Source organism: Pseudomonas veronii (assembly GCF_002028325.1).
GTDB classification, from domain to species: Bacteria; Pseudomonadota; Gammaproteobacteria; order Pseudomonadales; family Pseudomonadaceae; genus Aquipseudomonas; species Aquipseudomonas veronii.
In genome coordinates, this window is sequence record NZ_CP018420.1 from 3526050 (window position 1) to 3547011 (window position 20962).

The following is a 20962-nucleotide window of genomic DNA, read 5'->3' on the forward strand; positions in this document are numbered from 1 at the left end:
CCGCCCCTCAAGGTCTGTCGTTGCGCCATGGTTGCCTCTAATCATCCGAAACCGAACTGTGCCGCTTATCCGTGTCCGCAACCGTCATTGGATGCCCATTTGGAAACACGCGTTGCACACCTACATTGGTATCGCGTGCGAGGACGGATTTTAAATTGTTGAGCTTGTCTTCCTGGTCCGCCAGCCATACATCGCTGCCTGCCTCTCCAGCGCCGGCATCGCGCATGATAGTAATTGCGGTCGTCAGATTCTCGGCTTGTCTCTCAAGGTTGGCCCGTTCCGATGGAGTGCCCATCAGATGGAGATGCGAGCAGCCATTCCAGCACTGAAGATGCTTAGGGCAGGGCGCTTGGGAGAAATCGTGAATGCAACCTCCAAAGGGTGTCACGTGCAGCGCCGTGGCATGCACGGTGAGGAATGCTTCTGCAGTGGTTGTGCCTTTATCTGATAGCAAAGCATGGTAACTGTCTGTCAAAGCGCCCTGAATGCGTTTATCTCTTATGCCTGTATGTAAGAAATCGATGCGCTCGTGATGACTATTGAACGCCAAGAACTCCTGGTGGGCAGCGGTGTTTTCTTCAACGCTTGTGTGTTGGTAATAAGTATTTTGGTCGAGACGTTTTCGCCCCAAGGCCAGCGCTTGCTGAACATCGCTCATGCCCGTCAAATGGTAGATCGTGTTCCGCCAGTGTCGAGGTTGGTGGCTAGTCAGTCGAATAGGCGCGCCGTTGGATTCTGTTAATGATCGGCGTGAAAAAATGGACGCGTACTTTTCATCGTTACCTAGTGCATGATTGATATCCAAAAGGGTCACCCGACGCGGGATCGCACGAAACACATTTGCTTCCCGTCCACCCAGGCGGAATTGACCATCAAAAGCGATAGCAAGCGTCTCGCTGGTTTTAAGGACAATATGAAGCGTGCCCCCCACATTTTCTGTTAATACTGCATGGCTATGAAGCTTCGGAACGAGCATGCGCTCAATATCACCTGCCAAATATCTGCGGTTAATCTCCTTGGATCGATGAGGATGAATTCCGTGTCGAGCGAAATACACACGTAGATTCCTAGCTGTGTCTCGGTTTTGGCTAAACCCGAGCCAACGCAGAACTTCAACCTCTGACATTGCCGTCTGCGGAGAGTAATCCCAGAGACGGCCTGGATGGGCCTCTTGCCACTTAGCGATTTCTCGTTGCTCTTGCGTCAGCACCTTCAAACGTTCGACCGCACGCCTGGCTAAAGGAACGTCGCTTTCTGCGAACCAATGAACACGGGATTGAAATTGCTTTTCCGCAAAGTACCTGATCCCGCATTCGACCAGAGGCCTGCCATTGGCATCTACAACCACCTCACCTGTCGGCCCCTTTATTGGTCTCTCGACCCAACAGTCATAGGGTATTACTGCTACCTCATTGCCCCTTTGCCCGGTCGCGATCAGCAAATCGATCACGCGCAGCAAGATTTCTTCGCCCTCATTAAGTGGGTTGTTCGAACATAAGGCGTAGGCCTCCATCGCCTCGCGAGAAGGCAACCTGTCATCAGATTTACGTTGTTTTACCGCGCGATCAGGATCGTGCAATGAAATGTAATCGTGACGGCGCTTTTCTGGTTTTGCATCATGCTCAAAATGGATGGCGATCTCGGTTAATTGCTGACTATCAATCGTATCCGCTACTACTTGAAGATGAGAGGTCGCGTCGTAGAGATTCTTGTAGCCACTCTCGCGGAGAAATCTTACGACGCGATCAAAATCGCCTCGCGTCAACTGTGTGGGATCGGATACGCCGCGTTCAAACAAGGGATTGTAAAGCCGGCGTACGGCAATATTGTATGCAGCCGCCATCGAAAACTTCAGATTCCGGGTGCGTTGCAAATACACAATCAAGGCTTTGCTAAAATCTTGGAAAGTGGAGGGGAGTGGTCCTTTAGGCGGGGCGGAATAGCCTGTCTTCTCGAGGGCTTGTCGATGTGTTTCGAACGTAAGAGCATGTTGGTTATCCCGTTGTGGTAACCAACTTCCGACGTCCCATACCGGTGACGCCCACGGCGTTGAAATTGGCAACGACTGAAAAATCTTTTGTTCCTGTGCAATGAAGCCTTCGAGGCTCTGCCTTGCCCTAGACAGCGTCATCTGCGGCATCCTCCGTGTGCTGCCGGCAGCGTTCGATCGTAGCGCTTACTGCCAGGATGGTTGTCTGATGTTGGGCGAGGGGCCGGTTGTGAATGAGGTCACCGGCTTGTTCTGCCATGTCAATGAACCGTTGCGCTTCCCGTTGCAACGCCTCTTTCACCTGCTCATGGCGGCCGTCAGCAAAGGGGTGAAATTTCTTGCAGGTGTAGCAGGCGTAGACGGGATTGTAGGGGCAGTGGGTATGAACTGGGAGGGCGCAGGCACCAATGTCCCCGATGTACTGCGTATCGATGACGCCGCGGATGGCTCTTTCCGGCACAGTATCGCGGCGTTGGACGATTTCCCCAGTTAATAAGCTGCGCATGATGCGTTGATAGGCCGGGCTCTTACCCAGTGCTTTCTCTTTGATCCGGGCAATGTTGGGGGTTGCCGTTACGTAAGCACGCGCCGCAACCGTGCTGTTGTGCCCGAGCAGTTCGGCAATCATGTCTGCCGGAGTTCCCTGGTCCGCCAAACCTTGCCCGAGGTGATGACGCAACAACATGGTTACCTGGTTCGGCTTGTCTATCCCGGCTTCACGTAGCTCGTGTTTGAGGCCTGGACCGATTTCATTAACCGAAAGGCGCCTTCCACGAGGACTGACAAATAATGGTTCACAGTCGCTACCAAAACGGCGCTGAATTTCTGAAACGTGCCGTGAGATTTTCTCACCCAGGCGGGTAGTTATTTTACGGGGGCGCCGCTCAGGTCTGCGCTGGCCGACCTTTTTGGCCATGGGTAGCCATAGGGTGTAGTACTTCTCATGATCAGCGCTTTCAATGAACTCAAAATCCGCAATGTCTAGCGAATGAAATTGAATCGAACGCGGCCCCAATTCAAAACCCAGGTGGAGCATCATATTGAACTGAGCAGCTACCCAGTCACTTGAAGAAGCTTTTCGCTCTATACGCTTGAGCAATCGAATTTCCTCATCAAGTTCTAAACCAGACTGCGAGAGAAAAATTCGAGCATATGGGTCAACCCGATCTGATTTCACATCCTTGATTTTAAGGTAGATGTTTGACTCAAAACCTTTAATCCCTCTATCAACTGCCCAGCGATAAAGTCTGCGGAATCCAATTAGATGTTGCCTAGATTGTTTGAAACCATTTAATTCAGCGATTAAATTTTGATAATCCCAAGGAAAGTAACGGGCAAGCGCGGTGCTTGATAAATAGACAAGAGATCTTACAAACATGAATGCTGTCTGCGGAGCATATTTTTCCAACGCATATGCCATAAAGCCTTTGGCTATTTCATTGAGCTCTGGAGTTAAGTCAAGCGAGGCCCAGTCAATTTTCAGTGCGACCCCACCGTCGTACCACGTCCACACCGGCAGCCGGGTATCGACGTATCGTGGCTGGTCATTGGTGCGAGTTCGAATCGCAACCTGAGCCGGGCCCTCGAACACGTAGGCCGGAAAAGAGGAGGAGGGTGAAGCGTGTTCTTGATCGGCTGATTTGGTCACGGCGAACCTCCTTAACTGTCAAGTCGGCTCCAGGCTGCCGAGGCACGCTGGGCGTTGTGGAGGTTGGCCGACTCGGCTAGATAACGACTTGCATAACGGCGTGGCATCGTCGAAGTGTCAGACCAACCGCAGACTCGCCGGAGTTCGTCAGTGGCCCGCTCGAGGTCATACCCACGCTTCTCGACCAGGTAAGCCAAAAACCGGTCGGCAAAGGTGTGGCGAAAGTCATGCGCGGAAAGTGTAGGCAACAACCCCGGATGAGCCAGTTCAATGGTCAGAAACAGCCGATCAAGGACGTTAGACAACGCGCGGATCGACAGCGGGCGACCTCGGTCAGAGATGAACAAATAGCGGTACAGCAATTTCATTGGTTTGCCATTACGCAGGGGGCGTCGCTCGCCCTGGATATAACGCTCGTAGACCTCATACAATTGCGCGGAGATACCTACTGTCCGTCCGTGTGTTTTCAGCGCAGGCTCTTCAGCGCGCGGGTCGCCGGGATCATGTTCGCGGTCATTGATGCTGACATAGGCATGCTGAGAACCCTCATTGACATCGGTGGTGTAGAGTTTGAGAAGCTCCCCTCGGCGCATACCGGTCTCCAGTAGTAATTCAATCATTAGCCAATTGCGCAGCTGCAGCCTTTCCGGGAACGGATTCTCCGTAGCGCCGGGGCGAATCAATGTGCGAATGATCTGGAGTTGCGTATCCGTCAGGCTGCGGTAACGAGCGCGGTCCTGCCGAACGTTGATGATATGGCTCTCAAAGCGCCGCTCAATGACGTCGGCGACATCTGCAAATACAACCTCGATGTTAGCCTGGGTGGTTGAATTTTGACGAGCGCGCGGGATGTATCGGGTGACACACCAGGACAGGTATAGCTTCAGCAAACGCAGGTACTGGTCACGAGTACGCGGATCGATCTGTGGAAAAGGTGCCGTTTCAGCTTTGCCGATTCGGGCGACCAGGTTGTCGGCTTGACGGCCGCTTTGGAGCCAAATGGCGTAACCGTCCAGTAAAGTCAAAATCGATTCGAATTGGCAGGCCAAGATGGCGTCATCAATATTGAGGTCACGGCTTTTGGCATAGCTATAGAAAGCCTGGATCGCGCGCAGATGTGCCGCCGCCGTATTGTAAGCCCGGTGCCTGAGTCTGAGTTGGACGTAGATGAACGGAACGAGTACGGGCAACGGCTCCGCGTTGCCAGCGTGCACGAGCAGCGGAACACGCTGACCTGAAGAGAAACGGCACTGAATCAGTTTCATCGGCAGCCACCTCATTCAATGACTCGCCATGAACACGAAGGACATGGCCCGTTGAGAGAATGGATGCCAGAAGCAGATATGTCGAATCAGTGCCTTACGAGACTCATGAACATTTTTAACATAGCACCTCGTTTAACATAATATACATTATGCGTAGCATTAGATTCTGACTTTGGGTGGGTGGTACGCTTCTTTTAGAACCAGTGGCGTCTGTTGATGTGTTCGCTGCAATACACACATCTTCTCGCTACGTTCGCATCTGCTGCAATCCAATCCATCAAGGTTCCATCCATGGGCACGTCAGTCGTACCGAGTTGTTTGTTTGCTGCGATTGATGCGGTTTATCTGCCGGCTGGCTTGAAATGCTCGGAAGATATTTCTCCTGACGTTGAGGCTAGAGAGTATGGCGGTTGTCGATTCATGCTGGGTACTCGCCAGGTTGTGTTCCGTGTCGCCAAAACCACGCCGACCAAGATTGGTCAGTTCGTGACCCTGTGGAAACGACCCTGTGCAACGAGTGTGATTACTCCGCTGGATAGCAACGATAATATCGACTTCGTTGTGATCCACGCGACTGGCACCGAACAAAGTGGTCAGTTTGTATTTGACCGTGCAACGTTGCTGTCCCATGGCGTGATGTCCATAAATGGCGTCGGTGGCAAGCGTGCTTTACGTGTGTATCCGCCCTGGAGCCGACCTATTGCCAAGCAAGCGTTACAGACTCAGCGGTGGCAACTCCAGCATTTCGTGACAGTTGAACCCTCAGACCAGACTTCGTTACAGCACATAAAATCGTTGTTCAGGTCCTCGTTAAAGTGAGCGTATACCCTACTCCAGCCCCCTCTTTCATGACTGCTAGTTATAACTCAACTAAATAGTCATTTAGTTGAGTTATTAATATACTCCTTCCCTCCTCCCTCTCTACAACTAAGAAAGGTCTGAAGTAGCCAGAAATTTACGCGTAAGTTTCAACTTTCGCCTTTTGCAAACCCGAATAACATCCGTGGCGAGTCCACTAGCAGCGCACGCATAAGCTCCGTCGAGCACTCCAGTGCTTGAAGTTGATCGATCACCGTATCGAAACCGACGCCTTCTTCATGTTGCGTGTGCGGCCAGTCGCTGCCCCACACCAAACGGCGACGGCCGAAGCTCTGCTCCAGCAGCGGTAACGCCATCCGGGCAAACTCGAGGTTCTGTTGTGGCGTACCTTCCAGTCGATAGATACCGGACACCTTCATCCACACTTGCCCGCTCAGCCCCAGTTCCAGCACCTCGGAATAACCTGGCTGATCAAGGCCAAAACGCGCGTCCGGACGCCCCAAGTGATCGATGACGAGTTTGATCCCAAACGGCATCAGCTGACGAATCAGTTTCGGTAAATCCTCCACCTGGCGGTGCAACTCCACGTGCCAGTCCAGTTCAGCGATGTGGCCGAAGAAGTCCTTCCAGGCAGCGTCGTGAAAGTCAGGCAAGGCTTTGCCCATGAGGTTCAAGCGAATGCCGACCACGCCCAGCCGAGCCATGTCGTTCAACATGACGCGGCTGACACCTCGCTCCAGCACCACTACCCCTCGCAATCGCTCCGGCACCTGCCTCAGCGCCGCCAGCAGGTAGTTATTGTCGGTGCCGAGAAAACTCGGCTGCACCAATACACCATGACTCAGACCATGGGTTTGCAAGTGCTTCAGATACTGCGCAAGTGTGGCGTCGTAGCCAGGGGTATAGCGTCGTGCAGCGGCCAGGTTCAGCTCGCGGCTGAACACATGAGCGTGGGAGTCGATGCCGGTGATCGGCGCAGGACAGGTATCAGGCATGGATTTCATCTATCGAAGGTAATGGTCATCAGGCCCGGGCGGTCTCGTTGCCGTCGACCGTGGTTTGCACCGGCGCAGTCGAGGCCACGAGACTGCGCCCACGGGTTTCCGGCAGGCAAAGTGCCGCGATCACCGCCACACCGTAGGCGACCCCTGCGTCGATGCCAATTGCAGACCCCAAGGACATGGAGTCGCTCATGTGGCCGACCAGGAACGGGAACACCGCGGAAAGCACTCGACCAAAGTTGTAGCAGAAACCGACACCGGCGCCGCGCACGTCCGCTGGATACAACTCGTTGAACAGCGCACCAAGACTCGCCGGAATGCCAGCCGCGAAGAAGCCGAGCGGAAACCCCAGGAACAGCATCTGGGTATTGGTCAGCGGCAGGAACACATAGCACTGCACGGTGACGACACAGCACAACGCAAACAACACGATGTTTTTGCGACGGCCAATACGGTCGATCAAAAATCCGCTGACCACACAGCCACACCAGAAGGCGAAGATAATCACCGCCAGGTAGCCGCCAGAGTTCAGCACCGACAGGTTGCGCTCTGTCTTGAGGAACGTCGGCAGCCAGGTCATCACTGCGTGGTAGCCGCCGTGCGCGCCGAGGCCCAACAGGCCACCGAACAGCGTCACGCGGATGAGTTCAGGGCGGAAAATGCCGGCCAGGGATTTGAAGAAACTTTGCGGGATGGCGTTTTCTTTTTGCAGGCGCTGGAAGCTGTCGGGCTCCTCGACGTTGCGACGTACCCAGATGATCAGGAACGACGGCAGCAATCCGACCAGGAACATCACACGCCAGGCCATGTCCTGCGGTACAAAGGAGTAAATCAGCGTAAACACCCCTACCGCCAGGCCCCAACCTACGGCCCAGGCGCTTTGCACCGTTCCCATGACCTTGCCGCGATATTGAGGGTTGATTGTCTCAGCCATCAGCACTGCGCCGGCAGCCCATTCGCCACCGATGCCAAAACCCTGGAGCGCTTTGACGATCAAGAGCTGATTGAATCCCGTCACGAACGCGGACAGAAAGGTGAAGACCGAGAACCACAAAATCATCCACTGAAGTGTGCGTACCCGGCCGTAGCGGTCGGACAACGTCCCCCCTACCCAGCCACCAATGGCTGAAGTGACCAGGGTGACACCACTGATCAGCCCCGCGTCGCCCTTGGTCAGGGCGAACGCGGCGATCAACGCCGGAATCGCCAGGCCGAACATTTGTACCTCCAGCGCGTCGAGCGACCATCCGCCGAAGCAGGCCCAAAACGTCTTGCGCTCCCGAGGAGTGACTTGGCGATACCAGCTAAACATGATTCTTATCCTTATAGGTGGAACGTGAGGCAGCCGAGAGCGAACCGCGCCGCTACGAGGCCAGTCAGAACAGACAAAACGATCAAACCAGCGGCGACCGACTCGCCGCTGAACGAAACGCTACCCAGGCACGGGTCAGCGAATATCCACGCGGTAACGGAAGTGCTCGGCATGCCCGCGAGAACGACGCCACTCCAGCGGTGTGCCGGCGTAATCACGCGCCAGCCTCTCGATCACCACCACCGGGCTGTTGACCGGGACTTGCAGCAATCGCGCGTGCACGTCATTCACCGATTCAGCGGTCAGCGTTTCTTCGGCCGAGGCGACGACCTGACCGCAGACCTCTTCATAGATCGGATACAACAGCGGCCCTTTGCTACTCAGGTCGATCTCCAGCAGCGGCTGAAAGCGGTTGCGGGGCAACCAGATTTCTTCGGCGAGCACCGGCTGAACATCGAGCAGACGCACACGAACAATGCGGATCACCGGCGCGTCGAGTGGCAGCCCCAACGCCTGGGCCACCGCCGAGGGCGCGGTCACCGGTTCGATCGACAGGATGCGACTCTCTGGCACCCGGCGCTCGCCGGCAGCGGTTTGAAAACGGAAGAATCGGAACAGCGAAGATTGGAACTGAGGCCGGCGAATGAAAGTGCCTCGACCTTGCTGACGTTCCAGGATACCTTCACTGACCAATGCATCGACCGCTTTGCGCACGGTGCCAGTAGACAGTTGGTATTCCGCTGAAAGCGCAGCTTCGGTGGGAATCGCTTCCCCGGGACGCCAGCGATTGTTGGCGATCTGTTCAGCCAAATGGTCACGCAGGCGTTGGTAAAGCGGCAGGCGAACATCACTGGAAAGAGCATTCATCGACTTTATTCACCTTGTTATCTAGTCATATATATGAATATAGAGGTGAGTATTTCCCCATACCGCTTGGCTGTCAATAAGGGTCAAAACATTTTGCTGACGAATGGCGGGGCCAAGCCGTAGCCAATCTGCGTCAGTTCGACTCGGAAATCCTCACCGTTGTCTCCCCTGCCCCCCCGCAAATCTTGTCCATCAACGCTTGAGCCACACCGCTGCCTTGCTCAAGGATTTTGAGGGCGGCACTGATCGCGGATCACCACAACGGCTACTGACGCATTGCCAGGATCGCTGACAGCCGCGCAGTCAATTTTGTGTCTCATCGCCGCACCTTCACCCAAGCCATGAGCAACGCCGAGGACAGTACGCCGACGGTCATGAAAATATAGGCCGCTCCGGGGTTGCCGGTAAGGCCGATCAGGTAGCCGACAATCCATGAGCCCACAAAGGCACCTAATGCCCCGCAAGCGTTGATCAAACCAATTGCGCCACCGAAAACATTGGAGGGCAGAATTTCCGGGATCAACGCAAAAAAACGGTCCGTAAGGCGCGTACAAAGCCGCCCCGGCGATGCTCAGCAAAGCAAACGACAACCAGAAATGGCTCGAGCCAAGCAAGTAGGAGCAGAAAAATGCCAGCGCACCCAGCGCCAGAAGCGGCCAGACAAAATGTTTACGCTGCTGGGATTTATCTGACATCCAAGACACCGCAAGCATGGCGGCCACGGCCGCGACATAAGGCACAGCGCTCAACCAGCCTACCGTGACAATATCCGCAGCCGCGGCCTGTTTGATAATCGTCGGCAGCCACATGATGAATCCGTAAACCCCGATGCTCCACAGCGCGTGGACGCAGCACAACTGGATCACCACCGGGCTGGTAAACGCCTGGCGGTAATTACGCACCACCTTCATGCCTTTCTGTTCGTTTGCCAGTGTCGCGGCCAGCTGGTTTTTTTCCTGTTGAGTCAGCCAGTCGACCTGCTCGGGCTTGTCCCGCGCCAGCCGCCACCAGATGAACGCCCACAACACTGCTGGCGCGCCTTCAATCACGAACATCTCGCGCCAGCCCCATGCGTGAATCAAATAGCCCGAGACCACCGACATCCAAAGTACGGTGACCGGATTGCCGAGAACCAGAAACGTATTGGCACGCGAGCGTTCCTTGCGGGTGAACCAGTTACTGATGAAAATCAGCATGGCGGGCATCACTGCGGCCTCGACGATGCCCAGCGACACCCTGATCACCATCAACATCGGAATATTGGTCACCAGCCCCGTGGCCATCGCGCAGATGCCCCACAAGATCAGGCTCCAGAACACCAATTTGCGCACACTGTATTTCTGCGCGTAGATAGCGCCCGGAACCTGAAAGAAAAAGTAGCCCAGAAAGAACAGGGCCCCGATCAACGAGGACATGCTTTTGGTGATACCCAGGTCCTGCTCGATGCCCGCGGCACTGGCAAAGCCATAATTGGCGCGATCCAGATACGCGAGGCTGTAGGTAATGAAAATTAGCGGAATCAGATACCGCCAACGCTTGGGTGCGAAGCTTTTGGTTTTGACGTGTTGACGATTTTCGTCGGTAGCCTGCCCGGCAATATCGACCAGCGACGCTACCTGCTCTTTGAGGTTGCTCATGGATGTCCCCTGTTATTGTTGTTGTTTGCGGCGGGAGTAACATTCAAACGACGCTTGTCAGGCCTCCGTCGACGAAGATCGTTTGGCCGTTGATGAAGTCCGAGGCAGCGGATGCGAGAAATACGGCGGCACCACACAACTCCTCGACGCGCCCCCAACGGCCCGCGGGCGTGCGTTTGCACAGCCATTGGGAAAATTCCGGATTGTCTACCAGCGCCTGGTTCATCTGCGTCGCGAAATAGCCAGGTGCCAACCCATTGGCCTGAATACCGTGGCACGCCCATTCGGCGCACATGCCCTTGGTGAGCATCTTCACGGCACCTTTCGACGCCGCATAAGGAGCGATCGTCGGCCGGGCCAATTCGCTCTGAACCGAGCAGATATTGATGATCTTGCCGCGACGCCGGGCAATCATGTGCCGGGCGACTGCCTGGGACACATGGAAGACGCCGTCTAGATTGACCCGCATCAATTCGTGCCAATCGTTCGCGGCAAAATCTTCCAGCGGTGCCCGCCGCTGAATGCCGGCATTGTTCACCAGGATATCGATGGCTCCGGTCTGCGCCTCAAAGCTATTGATCACTTCGAAAACCTGAGCCTGATCGGTGACATCAAACACCGCGATCTCTGTGCTTACACCCTCGTCACGCAATTGACTTGCGATGAGTTTCGCTCTGTCACTATTACGATCATTGATCACCACAGTGGCGCCCGCAGCTCCCAAGCCTCTGGCCAGTTCAAGCCCGATGCCTTTGCCCGAACCGGTGATCAGGGCCCTGCGCCCGTTAAGCTGGAAGCTACTGGTATTGAATGACATGCTGTTCTCCACAAATGGCCATTTGTTTTTTTCGGCCTTGCCGTCACTTCATCGCAGCCCAGCGGTCACGTCCAATCGTCATTAATGATATCGTGATCAAAATTCATGATAAGCGCGAAACAGCCCCTGAAAGCTCGGAGTATTCAGATGGAAATCAAACATTTGAGAGCATTTGTGACCTTGGCTCAGGAGCTTCACTTCGGTCGAGCCGCGCAGCAACTGTCGATCGTTCAACCGGCGCTGAGCATGCAGATCAAGTTGCTCGAGGAAGAACTGGGGGTGCGCCTGTTCGAGCGCAGTCGGCACTCGGTCGCTTTGACCGAAGTGGGACTGATTTTCCTACCAGAGGCGCGCGCGACCTTGCATCAAGCGGCCCATGCAGCGGACGTGGCCAGGGCGTCAGGGCGCGGTGAAATAGGTCGCGTGCGTTTAGGTTTCGTCTCCTCGGTATTACCCGAATTGCTGCCCACCTTGATCCGCTCACTGCATCAACGATTCCCGCGGATTGAACTGGAACTCAAGGACATGCCGGGCCCGGATCAGACAGCGGCGCTGAAAAATGGCCAGCTCGATTTCGGCTTGATGCGTTTGCCGGCCGTGGCCCCGGGCATTCAAACCCTGGAAGTGCTACGGGAGACCTTCATAGTGGCTTTGCACGGCGATCATCCTCTGGCTGTGTGCGGCACGCTGCACCCCACAGCGCTGGCAAACGTACCCGTTTTCGTCCTCGGCAGACGCTATGCACCCGGATTTTACGATGGCCTAATGCATGCCGTGAGCACCCACGGCGCGCAGCTGGAAATAGCATCGGAACTCGGCGAGTTCACCACCATGCTCGCGCTGGTTTCCGCCGGGCTCGGCGTCGGGTTACTGCCGGCTCGTGCCGGGCGTGCCCTGCCCGCCAACGTGATGTCCAAGCCCCTGGAGTTGGGCGATTACCGGGCAACGACCGGCCTTGCCTGGGTTGATCTGGACAGTCCGGTGAAGAACACCGTATTCAACCTGGTGAACGAGCTGTTGGCTGACCCCGCTGCCGAGCGTTTTCGCTAGCGAAAACAGCGGTTGCTCGCGCCGCGCCGCAGGCAAGTGCGCAAACTCCCCTGCCCTCACCGCAGACTAAGCTCCCATTAGCCGCCACTACTCACTGGGCAATAAGCCTTCGGTGAGCATCGATACTGCTTGCTCCGGCGAAGTCAGCGCGGTGTCTATGCAAAACGGCGCTTCGGCCCACGCTTCATATTCGTGATCCAACACAGATTGCCAGGTTGGTGGAATCAACCCGGGAATATCACCCAACCTCGTTTCTATCCTGCGCCGATGTTCGTTTTTATCCGAGCAAATCACTTCAATATTTACCAACCGAACACCCGCTTTCGAGGCGGCTTCGTTCCACGCCATTCGGCTTTCGATGACTGGATTTACGCAATCAACGATGACCATACGGCCTAGACGAAGATTACTCAGGGCGAGTTCATTCGCGACCATGTAGCCACTGCGCCCCACGTCTTGCGCAAGAGCACCGGAGTTTCGAATCGCTTGTTCGATCGTATCGATCCGCAGGTAGAGGGCGCCTGTCGTAGCGACGAGGGCCTTGGCGATAGTGGTTTTTCCAGTGCCCGGAAGGCCGCTGAATACGATAAGCATTGTCTGTCCTTGGAAGAGTGCAAACACAATGTACCTTGTAACCTCGGTCATCAGATCACCGTTTAAGTTATGCCTCCCACAAGAAATCTGACGCCTCCATCATTCCTCCATGGTTCCTCCCATAAAACCCGACATTCTTTGCGCACAATCAGCATCTCTAAAGTCATCGCCGATTAAGCGGTGGGCGCTTGGATGACTAACTGACGGCCTGAAAAAGATACTCCAAAGGTATCTCAGCAACCCCATGCTTCAATCCCGGCCAGATCAGCCCCCTGCTTCAAATTCAAACCGAATGGCAAAATAAGGAGTGGCTATGTCTTTTAATATTGGGCTCAGCGGGCTGTTTGCGGCCAACAAACAGTTGGATGTCACTGGCAATAACATCGCCAACGTCGCCACCACCGGTTTCAAATCATCCCGTGCAGAATTTGCTGATATCTATGCGGCTGCCAAGCTGGGTACTGGGCGTAACGCGATCGGTAATGGTGTGAACCTGTCCGCTGTGTCCCAGCAGTTCACTCAAGGCGATGTCAACGGCAGTGGCGGCACACTGGATATGGCGATCCAAGGCGGTGGTTTTTTTGTGCAGAAAGGCAGCGACGGCTCTCTGCAGTACACCCGTAACGGTGCCTTCAGCGCAGACAAAGATGGCTACATCACCAACAATACGGGCACCTCTCGCCTGCAAGGCTACGCCGCAGACGCCGACGGCAAGATCATCAAAGGCGGGTTGACCGACCTGCGGCTGAACCTATCGAACTTGCCGCCAAAGGCTTCCAGCAAGGTGGACTCCACCAGCAACCTGAACGCGTCTGCGCCGGCGATCAACCAAGCCACCAAGCCGTTCGACCCAACCGACACCAGCAGCTTCACGACCCAATACAGCACCACCTTGTACGACACCCAAGGCAACTCGCACGCTATGGTGCAGTACATGGTGAAGACGGACGCCAATAAATGGATGTCTTACACGCTGATCGATGGACGCAATCCAGACGGCACGGCGATCAGTGGCCCCGCCGGTGTCGCGCCCAGCGGCTCACTGTTGACATTTGATACGTCGGGCACCCTTTCGACTATTACAGTACCGCCCTCCACCACGTCCAAGACCACCCTGACGATTACCGACTGGAAGCCGGGCGCGCTGGTCAATGGCGCATGGAAATATAACGGCGCTGCCGCCAACCCGGCCGGCGTTGCGATCAACATGGCCAACATTACACAGTACAACTCAGCCAGCTATCGCAACCCGCCGATCACCGATGGTTACGCGACGGGGCAAATCACCGGCCTGAAAATCGACGGTAGCGGTGTGATGTTCGCCACGTTCAGCAACCAGCAAAGTAAAGCCATCGGCCAGCTATCGCTGGCCAGTTTCAACAACGAGCAAGGCCTGCAGCCGGCAGGCGGCACTGCCTGGAAGGAAACCTTCGCGTCAGGCCAGCCGGGTTATGACGTCCCTCAGGCCGGAACGCTGGGATCGATCGTCGCCAATGCTCTGGAGAACTCCAACGTTAACCTGACCACCGAGCTGGTGAACCTGATCAAGGCCCAGAGCAACTACCAGGCAAACGCCAAGACGATTTCGACCGAGAGCACCATCAACAAAACGTTGCTCCAGATGACGTGAGGCGTGGTCGGAAGTCCATTGTTTGCTCCACCCGATAGATCCTGACCCCGCACCACCGCCCCCAAGGAGATTTGGATGCTGCCTGCACTGTATGTCGCAAAAACCGGGCTTTCTGCCCAGGACACTAACCTGACCACTATTTCCAACAACCTGGCGAACGTCTCGACTACCGGCTTCAAACGTGATCGCGCCGAGTTTCAAGACCTTGTCTATCAGATCAAACGACAGCCAGGCGCACAGTCAACCCAGAACAGTGCATTGCCCTCTGGCCTGCAACTAGGCACCGGGGTGCATGTCGTCGGCACCCAGAAAAACTTCTCTGCCGGCAGCCTGCAAACGACCGGTCAACCTCTGGACCTGGCGCTGAACGGCCGTGGTTTTTTCCAGATACTGCAACCCGACGGCAGCCTTTCCTACACGAGGGACGGTACGTTCCACTTAAATGCAAACGGTCAGATCGTCACCGCGAATGGGTTCGCCCTGGAACCGGCGATCGTTGTCCCCAACAACGCCCAGACATTCACCGTGGGCCAGGACGGGACTGTATCGATCACTGTCGCCGGCAGCCCTGCCTCGCAGGTGATTGGCAATCTGCAGATAGCCGATTTCATTAATCCGGCAGGCTTGCAAGCACAAGGCGCCAACCTCTTTCTGGAAACCGCCGCCAGCGGGGCTCCTCAAGTCGGCACTCCAGGAGTCAATGGTATCGGCACAACATTGCAGAGCACCTTGGAAACCTCAAACGTGAGTACCGTTGAAGAGATGGTCAACATGATCACCACTCAACGAGCCTATGAAATGAACTCCAAAGTTGTCTCTACCGCAAAAGAGATGCTAGGCAACCTTACAAAGAGTCTTTGATTGAGTAACGAGACAGCACCGATTCAATGCTGCCATGGCGACTGTCACGATCGTATATCCCTAGCCGCCAGCCTACCAAACAGCCAAACCTCATCCCTCAGCCATCACGAATTGCCGATGGCTGCTGGCGTTAGGATTGAGTCGAGTTGTCTAAATCAGCGGTGATGCTCAGAGCCGAAATCGATCCACCGACTGCGACAATTTCCCCGCCAATGCAGACAACTCGTCCGTCGTCGAGGCCGTCGTGCCGATCACCTGGCTGTTGCGCTGCGACATGCTGGCAATCATCTCCACTTGATGGGCAATTTCGTTACTGGCCAGGCTTTGCTCGCTGATGGTGCGGGAGATGTCGTTGACCAACTCGGTGGTGTTGAGGGTAGCCTGGAGAATCTCGCGGATGGCGCGCTCGACTTCGGCGGTCACGGCCATGCCCTTGTCCACTTGTGTGACGCCCTCCTCCATGCTGGTCACCGCTTCGCGGGTGTTTTGCTGGATACGGCCGACCATGCTGGCAATTTCCTGGGTCGAGGCGCTGGTGCGTCCGGCCAGGCTGCGCACTTCATCGGCGACTACCGCAAAACCGCGCCCCTGTTCACCGGCGCGGGCGGCTTCGATCGCGGCATTCAGGGCCAGCAGATTGGTTTGATCGGCAATGCCCTTGATAACCTGGATAATGCTGAAGATTGCCTCGGACTCCTTGTCCAGCGTGCGGATGACGTGAGCCGACTGCTGCGCCGAACGGGCAATGCCGGCCATGTCACTGACCACTTGGTGGATCACCCGACCGCCGTCCTTGGCCAAGGCTTCTGCCTGGTTGGCCATGTTCAGTGCGCGCGCCGCATGTTGGGTGATTTCCTCGATACTGGCGGTCATTTCACTGGCCGCCGCCGCCATGGTGCTGGCGGCGCTACTTTGCTGCTGACTGCTGCCCGCCACCTCATGGCAACCCTGGCTCAGTTGCTCGCTCATGCCATTGACGCCATGGGCATTGCTGCGCACCACTTCGATCATGCCGCGCAGGTCCCGCTGCATGGTGCCGAGGCTGCGTATCAGCGCGCTGGCCTCGTCGTTGCGCTGGGGCTCGACAATCGCTTCGCTCAAATTGCCACGGGCGATGCTGTCGGCGATGCGGCTTGCGGCCTGCAACGGCCCCATGATGCTCCGCGAAACCCAGCGGCCCTGCGCCAGGAGCAGCAGCAGGCTCGCAATCAACACCACGCCCAAGGTGAAGTTGGCGTTGCTGATGGTTTGTCGGGTGCCGATGCTGGTTTGCTGCGTATTGTTTTCGATCAGCTCGCTGAGGCTCGCCATCTGACCTTCCAACTGGCTGAAGGCTGTATTGAAGGTCTCCAGTTCGCCGCGAGCGGCCTCCGGGTTGTCCAGCGCGAGTGCCGCAATGCGTTCAGCAGCGCTGATATAGGTATCCAGGCTGGGTTTGATTTTTTCCAGGCTGGTCTTGAGCGCATCGCCCAGCGGCAGCTTGAGGTTGTCCTCCAGCACCTGGCGAAAGTGCTCGGCATGCTCCTTGAGCGAGTTGCCGACCTCGGCCTTGGTGCTGGTGCTTTTACCCAACCCGACCAACATCGCCGACAACACATCGGCGCGCAGGGCGTCGTGCATCATGTCGGCTTCCATGTGGTTGCGCAGCACCGTCATGCTGATCTCGTTATCCTGCACGGCATCGGCCATCCGGACGTTTCCCAGGTAACCGGCCAGGCTCATGATCAAAGCGGTGAGCAACCCGGTCGCAATCAATAGCCACAAGCGTAATTTGATCGTCATGCTGGTCATCCCCGTAGCCTGGACAGCCGGTTGGGAACCCAACCGCTAGAGCGTCACTGATACTGTTATCGGCATAGGCTCCCTGTTATTGAAGCTCAATTGCGCAGATCTGCGCAGATAAACTCAAAGCCTTGCCCGCCGTGTTTGCGCGGGGGCGGTTCTTTAAGCTGACCGACCTTTGCTTCACCCGGAACTGCCCATGCCTAAACGTATCGCCCGCCTTGCTTTGCTGCTAGGTCTGATCACGGCCGTCGGCCCCTTCGCCATCGATATCTACCTGCCGGCGCTGCCGACCCTGGGCGCCAGCCTGCAGGCCTCGCCGGCAGCGGTGCAGATGAGCCTCACGGTGTTCTTCATGATCATCGGCGTCTGCCAGCTGTTTTATGGCCCGATCAGTGATGTGTTCGGGCGCAAGCCGCCGATCTATGCCGGGTTGGTGATCTTCGCCGTGGGCAGTATCGGCTGCGCCCTGGCGCCGAGCATCGAAGTGCTGATTGGTTTTCGCGCCGTGCAGGCGTTCGGCGCATGCGCGGGGATGGTGATTCCGCGGGCGATTGTGCGTGACCTGTATACCGGCCATGAAGCGGCACGCCTGATGGCTTTGCTGATGTTGGTGATGAGTGTGTCGCCGATCCTCGCGCCATTGGCCGGTAGCCTGGTGATTGCGCTCTGGAGTTGGCGCGAGGTGTTTGCCGTGCTGGCGGTGGTGGCCGTGTTGTGCCTGGGCATGACCATCGTGCAATTGCCTGAAACCCACCCCGCCGAGCGCAGACTGGGCAAGACCCTGGGGCATGCATTCAGCAGTTATGGGGCGTTGTTGCGCGACCCGGTGTTCATCGGTTTATCGGTGGTGTGCGGGTTCGGCCTGGCAACGTTCTTTGTGTTTATCGGCAGCGCGCCGTTCGTGTACATCGAGTACTTCGGGTTGACCCCGACCCAATTCAGCCTGTGCTTTGCGCTGAACGCAGCGTCATTTTTTGCCATGAGCCAGCTCACCGCCCGCCTGAGCGCACGCTTCGGGCTGGCGCCGCTGATTCGCTGGTCGGTGGTGGGCGTGGCGGCGGTCATGGTGGTGTTGGCCGCCACCACGCTGTGGGGCAGTCACCTGGGCTTGATGATGACACTGCTGTTTATCGGTTTCGGGTTTCTCGGTTTGCTGTTACCGGCGGCCGGTGTGTTGTCCCTGGAGGATCATGGTGCGGTGGCAGGTTCCGCGTCGGCACTGCTCGGCGCGATCCAGATGATCACGGCCGCGGTCTCCATGACCCTGGTGGGAATCTTCGCCGATCACACCCCGGCGCCGATGTTGATTGGCATCGCCCTGTGTGCGGTCGCGGCGATGCTCACCACATTGTGGACCTTGCGCCGTTTACCGGCGCACTTGCTGCCCGGCGCTCCGCCTTCCTCCTGAGCCATGCCCGAGGATGGAACGCGGCGGCCGCGCTCGCCGGCGGCTACAGGTCAAACCGATCCACCGCGCGCCGGCGCTCATTGTCGTCGCGCATGTCATAGCTGGCGGTGGTCTGGATATTGGTGTGGTGCGCAAGTTTTTGTGCAATCGACAGATCATGTTCCTCGATCACCCGCGTGATGAAAGACCGCCGGAAATCATGGGGCATGATCGTCACCCCGACTTGCTGACCGCGCTGGCGGGCGATGTAGTAAATCGCATGCTTGGTGATGCGTTCGCGGGTGATGTGGCTGCCCCGGCGAATGCGGTTGAACAGGAACGCATCGTCTGGCTCGCCTTCCTTGAGCTGTTCGCGCCGGAATTCGAGCCAGGCCTGTAATTTGGCAAAGGCCCAGCCCGGCGCGTACTTGATCAGTTCCTTGTTGCCCTTGCCGATCACGCGCAAGCTGCGCTCGCCAAAGTTGATCTGCGCCAGGTCGAGGTTGACCGACTCCGACTTGCGCATGCCTGAGCCATACAAGATGCCGATCACTGCAGCATCGCGCAGGCCCTGGGGGCGCGGATCGGCAGCGCACACATCCATCATTTCGCGGATCAACGTGCGACGCAGATTGCGCCCCTGGCTCAGGCGTGTACCGGGCGCAGCCTTGACCGTGCGGATTTTCAGCAGGTGTTCCTGGCTGATCAGGCTCATGCGCCAGGCTTCGTTCATGACCCCGCGCACAGCGTTGACATACAGCGATGAGGTATTGGGCGCGTAGCCGTCCTCGCGCAAGGCCGCAACCAGCGCGATCACCTGTTCGGGTTGCAGCAGGTGCCAGTCGATCTCCTCAAGGTTGATGTCCTCGAAGCCCAGGCGGTCGGCGGCATCCTGCAGCACGTAACGCATGGTCAGTTGGCTGGAGGGCGCCAGGCGGGTGAGGTAGAGGGTCAGAGGGTTGCGGATAGACTCAGTCAAGGTAGATCAGCCTTTGGATTAAATACCTCGAGTAACCAATTGTTTATTCGAGGTATTTATTGAATTGGCGACGGCCGAGTCTAACGCACGATCGGCCCTGGCGCCAAATCACGGGGCGGTCTCTTCGTCCTCGGTCGGCTCCTGGGAGGGGGTCTGCGCCTGGCCCCATTCAGCATCCTGTTTCTGCATCAGCGCGAACCAGTGCTGACGCATGAACGTCAGGTAGGCCTCCGGCGCCTTGGCAAAGTCTTTCTCGTCGCTGTAGCAACCCGGCAAAGGCAACTCGGTGCCCTGCTCCTTGTACTGGCTGACCAACGCTTGTTGCCCGGCGACGCTGCAATCCCTGGGCAGCGGCATGCCACGCAGTGCCCCGGCCTCTTCGTCCCACCAGGCGGCGCCGACCCGGTCGACCCCGCGCAGGCGGTACTTCTGCGCCTTGCCGACATGCATGATCAGTTTGAATTCATTGGGGCTGACATCACTGGTGCAGGTGCGCGTGTAACCCACCGTAGCCTGGGTGGTGCCGTCGCCGGCTAGGTCGGTGACTTTGGTCGCCGCCATGTCGAAGCGCAGCGCGGCATCGAATTCACAGTGCTGCACGTCGTCGTAGAGCATCCACATGCGCTTGGGGCGGTCACCGTCGATCAGATACTGGGCCGCGTAGACAAACGCCGACTGGGTGCCGTCATCCTCGCGTTCGCTGATTTGCTCGGCCAACACCAGCAGGTTCTTGCCCTGGCGGTCGTCCCAGGTGTAGGCGGCAACTTCCTTGCCGCGCACTTCAACCCCTTCCGGCAGTTGGACCACCGTGGTCAGCGCCACTGCGTCATCGGCGCATGCGGTGGTGACGCAGGCTGCGCTCATCAACAATCCCATCAACACCGGCCGCCATTGGCCGCCTAAACGCTGCACGCTATTCATCCGAGTACCCTGGCAAGAGATGGCTTACTTTACCGGCACTTGAGGCGCAATGCAGAGAAGATTCTTCAATAAACACACGTAGCAGACACTGCCGCCACGCACCACGCAGATCCGCGCCTACTCAGTGGAGCCCGGCGTCATGTAAAACGTTCCTATTACGCTAAATAAACAACGCCCTCAGTGCCTTAGTTGTGTAGCTGAACCCTAGCTGTCTACCTGTCAAATAAACGAGTTTTTCATGCGGCTTTCATATTCGTTGAACATTTTTACGCTTAATCTTGGCCGCAGGACTTGAGAACGAACCGCACTGTGCCGAGTAACTTGTTGATTCGTCTTTATCTTTGTAATTTTTGATCTTTACTCTCGGCGGCACATGGAAGATCTCAATAACCCATCAGG

Annotated in this window: 16 protein-coding genes and 2 pseudogenes; 5 read left to right on the forward strand and 13 right to left on the reverse strand. The window is 56.7% G+C overall.

Features of this window, described 5'->3' with window-relative positions; genetic code table 11:
* Positions 1-37: 37 nt before the first annotated feature.
* From PverR02_RS15980 to PverR02_RS15990, 3 genes are read right to left on the reverse strand one after another with little or no spacing between them, the layout of a single operon-like run.
* Entirely contained in the window at positions 38-2131 is a 2094-nt protein-coding gene (locus PverR02_RS15980; protein WP_079443855.1) for a hypothetical protein, read from the reverse strand.
* Positions 2118-3638, reverse strand: coding sequence for a tyrosine-type recombinase/integrase (locus PverR02_RS15985; RefSeq protein WP_079443856.1), 1521 nt, complete (start codon positions 3636-3638; stop codon positions 2118-2120). Before PverR02_RS15985 ends, PverR02_RS15980 begins: the two co-directional genes overlap by 14 nt.
* An 11-nt stretch (positions 3639-3649) precedes the next feature.
* Entirely contained in the window at positions 3650-4903 is a 1254-nt protein-coding gene (locus PverR02_RS15990; protein WP_079443857.1) for a tyrosine-type recombinase/integrase, read from the reverse strand.
* Between the two features lie 291 nt (positions 4904-5194).
* Here PverR02_RS15990 and PverR02_RS15995 point away from each other — a divergent pair, with 291 nt between their 5' ends.
* Entirely contained in the window at positions 5195-5722 is a 528-nt protein-coding gene (locus tag PverR02_RS15995; RefSeq protein ID WP_079443858.1) for a MepB family protein, read from the forward strand.
* Positions 5723-5871: 149 nt separating this feature from the next.
* On the opposite strand, the gene PverR02_RS16000 is transcribed toward PverR02_RS15995, so the two are convergent.
* The 5 genes and pseudogenes from PverR02_RS16000 to PverR02_RS16020 form a co-directional block, all read right to left on the reverse strand.
* On the reverse strand, positions 5872-6717 hold the full coding sequence (locus PverR02_RS16000; RefSeq protein ID WP_079443859.1) for an amidohydrolase family protein: 846 nt from the start codon (positions 6715-6717) through the stop codon (positions 5872-5874).
* Positions 6718-6745: 28 nt separating this feature from the next.
* Positions 6746-8035, reverse strand: coding sequence for an MFS transporter (locus tag PverR02_RS16005; protein WP_046489496.1), 1290 nt, complete (start codon positions 8033-8035; stop codon positions 6746-6748).
* A 135-nt stretch (positions 8036-8170) separates the two neighbouring features.
* Positions 8171-8902, reverse strand: coding sequence for a GntR family transcriptional regulator (locus PverR02_RS16010; RefSeq protein ID WP_079443860.1), 732 nt, complete (start codon positions 8900-8902; stop codon positions 8171-8173).
* A 316-nt stretch (positions 8903-9218) separates the two neighbouring features.
* Positions 9219-10539: pseudogene (locus PverR02_RS16015) on the reverse strand (MFS transporter).
* Positions 10540-10582: 43 nt separating this feature from the next.
* The gene (locus PverR02_RS16020) at positions 10583-11356 is read right to left on the reverse strand and encodes an SDR family NAD(P)-dependent oxidoreductase (RefSeq protein WP_079443861.1); all 774 of its coding nucleotides are present in this window, start codon (positions 11354-11356) and stop codon (positions 10583-10585) included.
* A gap of 147 nt (positions 11357-11503) precedes the next feature.
* Between PverR02_RS16020 and PverR02_RS16025 the strand changes: the two genes are divergently transcribed.
* Complete coding sequence (locus PverR02_RS16025; RefSeq protein WP_046383487.1) at positions 11504-12406, forward strand: LysR family transcriptional regulator; 903 nt, start codon at positions 11504-11506, stop codon at positions 12404-12406.
* 87 nt (positions 12407-12493) lie between these two features.
* On the opposite strand, the gene PverR02_RS16030 is transcribed toward PverR02_RS16025, so the two are convergent.
* Complete coding sequence (locus PverR02_RS16030) at positions 12494-13000, reverse strand: AAA family ATPase (protein ID WP_079445016.1); 507 nt, start codon at positions 12998-13000, stop codon at positions 12494-12496.
* Positions 13001-13313: 313 nt separating this feature from the next.
* Between PverR02_RS16030 and flgE the strand changes: the two genes are divergently transcribed.
* Both flgE and flgG read left to right on the forward strand, forming a co-directional pair.
* Positions 13314-14630, forward strand: coding sequence for a flagellar hook protein FlgE (flgE, locus tag PverR02_RS16035; protein ID WP_079443862.1), 1317 nt, complete (start codon positions 13314-13316; stop codon positions 14628-14630).
* A 75-nt stretch (positions 14631-14705) separates the two neighbouring features.
* Positions 14706-15491 (forward strand): flagellar basal-body rod protein FlgG, encoded by a 786-nt coding sequence (gene flgG, locus PverR02_RS16040; protein WP_057004138.1) that lies wholly within the window; start codon positions 14706-14708, stop codon positions 15489-15491.
* 168 nt (positions 15492-15659) lie between these two features.
* On the opposite strand, the gene PverR02_RS33145 is transcribed toward flgG, so the two are convergent.
* Positions 15660-16523 (reverse strand): methyl-accepting chemotaxis protein, encoded by an 864-nt coding sequence (locus PverR02_RS33145; RefSeq protein WP_371920069.1) that lies wholly within the window; start codon positions 16521-16523, stop codon positions 15660-15662.
* Positions 16518-17282 (reverse strand): annotated as a pseudogene (locus PverR02_RS33150) (MCP four helix bundle domain-containing protein); the annotation flags it as partial. The gene PverR02_RS33145 and the pseudogene PverR02_RS33150, both read right to left, overlap by 6 nt.
* 190 nt (positions 17283-17472) lie before the next feature.
* Between PverR02_RS33150 and PverR02_RS16050 the strand changes: the two are divergent.
* Entirely contained in the window at positions 17473-18684 is a 1212-nt protein-coding gene (locus tag PverR02_RS16050; protein ID WP_046383490.1) for a multidrug effflux MFS transporter, read from the forward strand.
* A 43-nt stretch (positions 18685-18727) separates the two neighbouring features.
* On the opposite strand, the gene PverR02_RS16055 is transcribed toward PverR02_RS16050, so the two are convergent.
* Complete coding sequence (locus PverR02_RS16055; RefSeq protein ID WP_017846244.1) at positions 18728-19642, reverse strand: site-specific integrase; 915 nt, start codon at positions 19640-19642, stop codon at positions 18728-18730.
* 108 nt (positions 19643-19750) lie between these two features.
* The gene (locus tag PverR02_RS16060; RefSeq protein WP_079443863.1) at positions 19751-20563 is read right to left on the reverse strand and encodes a M949_RS01915 family surface polysaccharide biosynthesis protein; all 813 of its coding nucleotides are present in this window, start codon (positions 20561-20563) and stop codon (positions 19751-19753) included.
* Positions 20564-20962: the final 399 nt, after the last annotated feature.

Bases quoted from the DNA above. Each gene is read 5' to 3' on its own strand.
- PverR02_RS16020 (WP_079443861.1), bottom strand. From the start codon at position 11,356: ATGTCATTCAATACCAGTAGCTTCCAGCTTAACGGGCGCAGGGCCCTG.
- PverR02_RS16010 (WP_079443860.1), bottom strand. From the start codon at position 8,902: ATGAATGCTCTTTCCAGTGATGTTCGCCTGCCGCTTTACCAACGCCTG.
- PverR02_RS16050 (WP_046383490.1), top strand. From the start codon at position 17,473: ATGCCTAAACGTATCGCCCGCCTTGCTTTGCTGCTAGGTCTGATCACG.
- PverR02_RS16000 (WP_079443859.1), bottom strand. From the start codon at position 6,717: ATGCCTGATACCTGTCCTGCGCCGATCACCGGCATCGACTCCCACGCT.
- PverR02_RS16025 (WP_046383487.1), top strand. From the start codon at position 11,504: ATGGAAATCAAACATTTGAGAGCATTTGTGACCTTGGCTCAGGAGCTT.
- flgE (WP_079443862.1), top strand. From the start codon at position 13,314: ATGTCTTTTAATATTGGGCTCAGCGGGCTGTTTGCGGCCAACAAACAG.
- PverR02_RS16060 (WP_079443863.1), bottom strand. From the start codon at position 20,563: ATGAATAGCGTGCAGCGTTTAGGCGGCCAATGGCGGCCGGTGTTGATG.
- PverR02_RS15995 (WP_079443858.1), top strand. From the start codon at position 5,195: ATGGGCACGTCAGTCGTACCGAGTTGTTTGTTTGCTGCGATTGATGCG.
- PverR02_RS16005 (WP_046489496.1), bottom strand. From the start codon at position 8,035: ATGTTTAGCTGGTATCGCCAAGTCACTCCTCGGGAGCGCAAGACGTTT.
- PverR02_RS16030 (WP_079445016.1), bottom strand. From the start codon at position 13,000: ATGCTTATCGTATTCAGCGGCCTTCCGGGCACTGGAAAAACCACTATC.
- flgG (WP_057004138.1), top strand. From the start codon at position 14,706: ATGCTGCCTGCACTGTATGTCGCAAAAACCGGGCTTTCTGCCCAGGAC.
- PverR02_RS33145 (WP_371920069.1), bottom strand. From the start codon at position 16,523: ATGCAGCGGGACCTGCGCGGCATGATCGAAGTGGTGCGCAGCAATGCC.
- PverR02_RS15990 (WP_079443857.1), bottom strand. From the start codon at position 4,903: ATGAAACTGATTCAGTGCCGTTTCTCTTCAGGTCAGCGTGTTCCGCTG.
- PverR02_RS15980 (WP_079443855.1), bottom strand. From the start codon at position 2,131: ATGACGCTGTCTAGGGCAAGGCAGAGCCTCGAAGGCTTCATTGCACAG.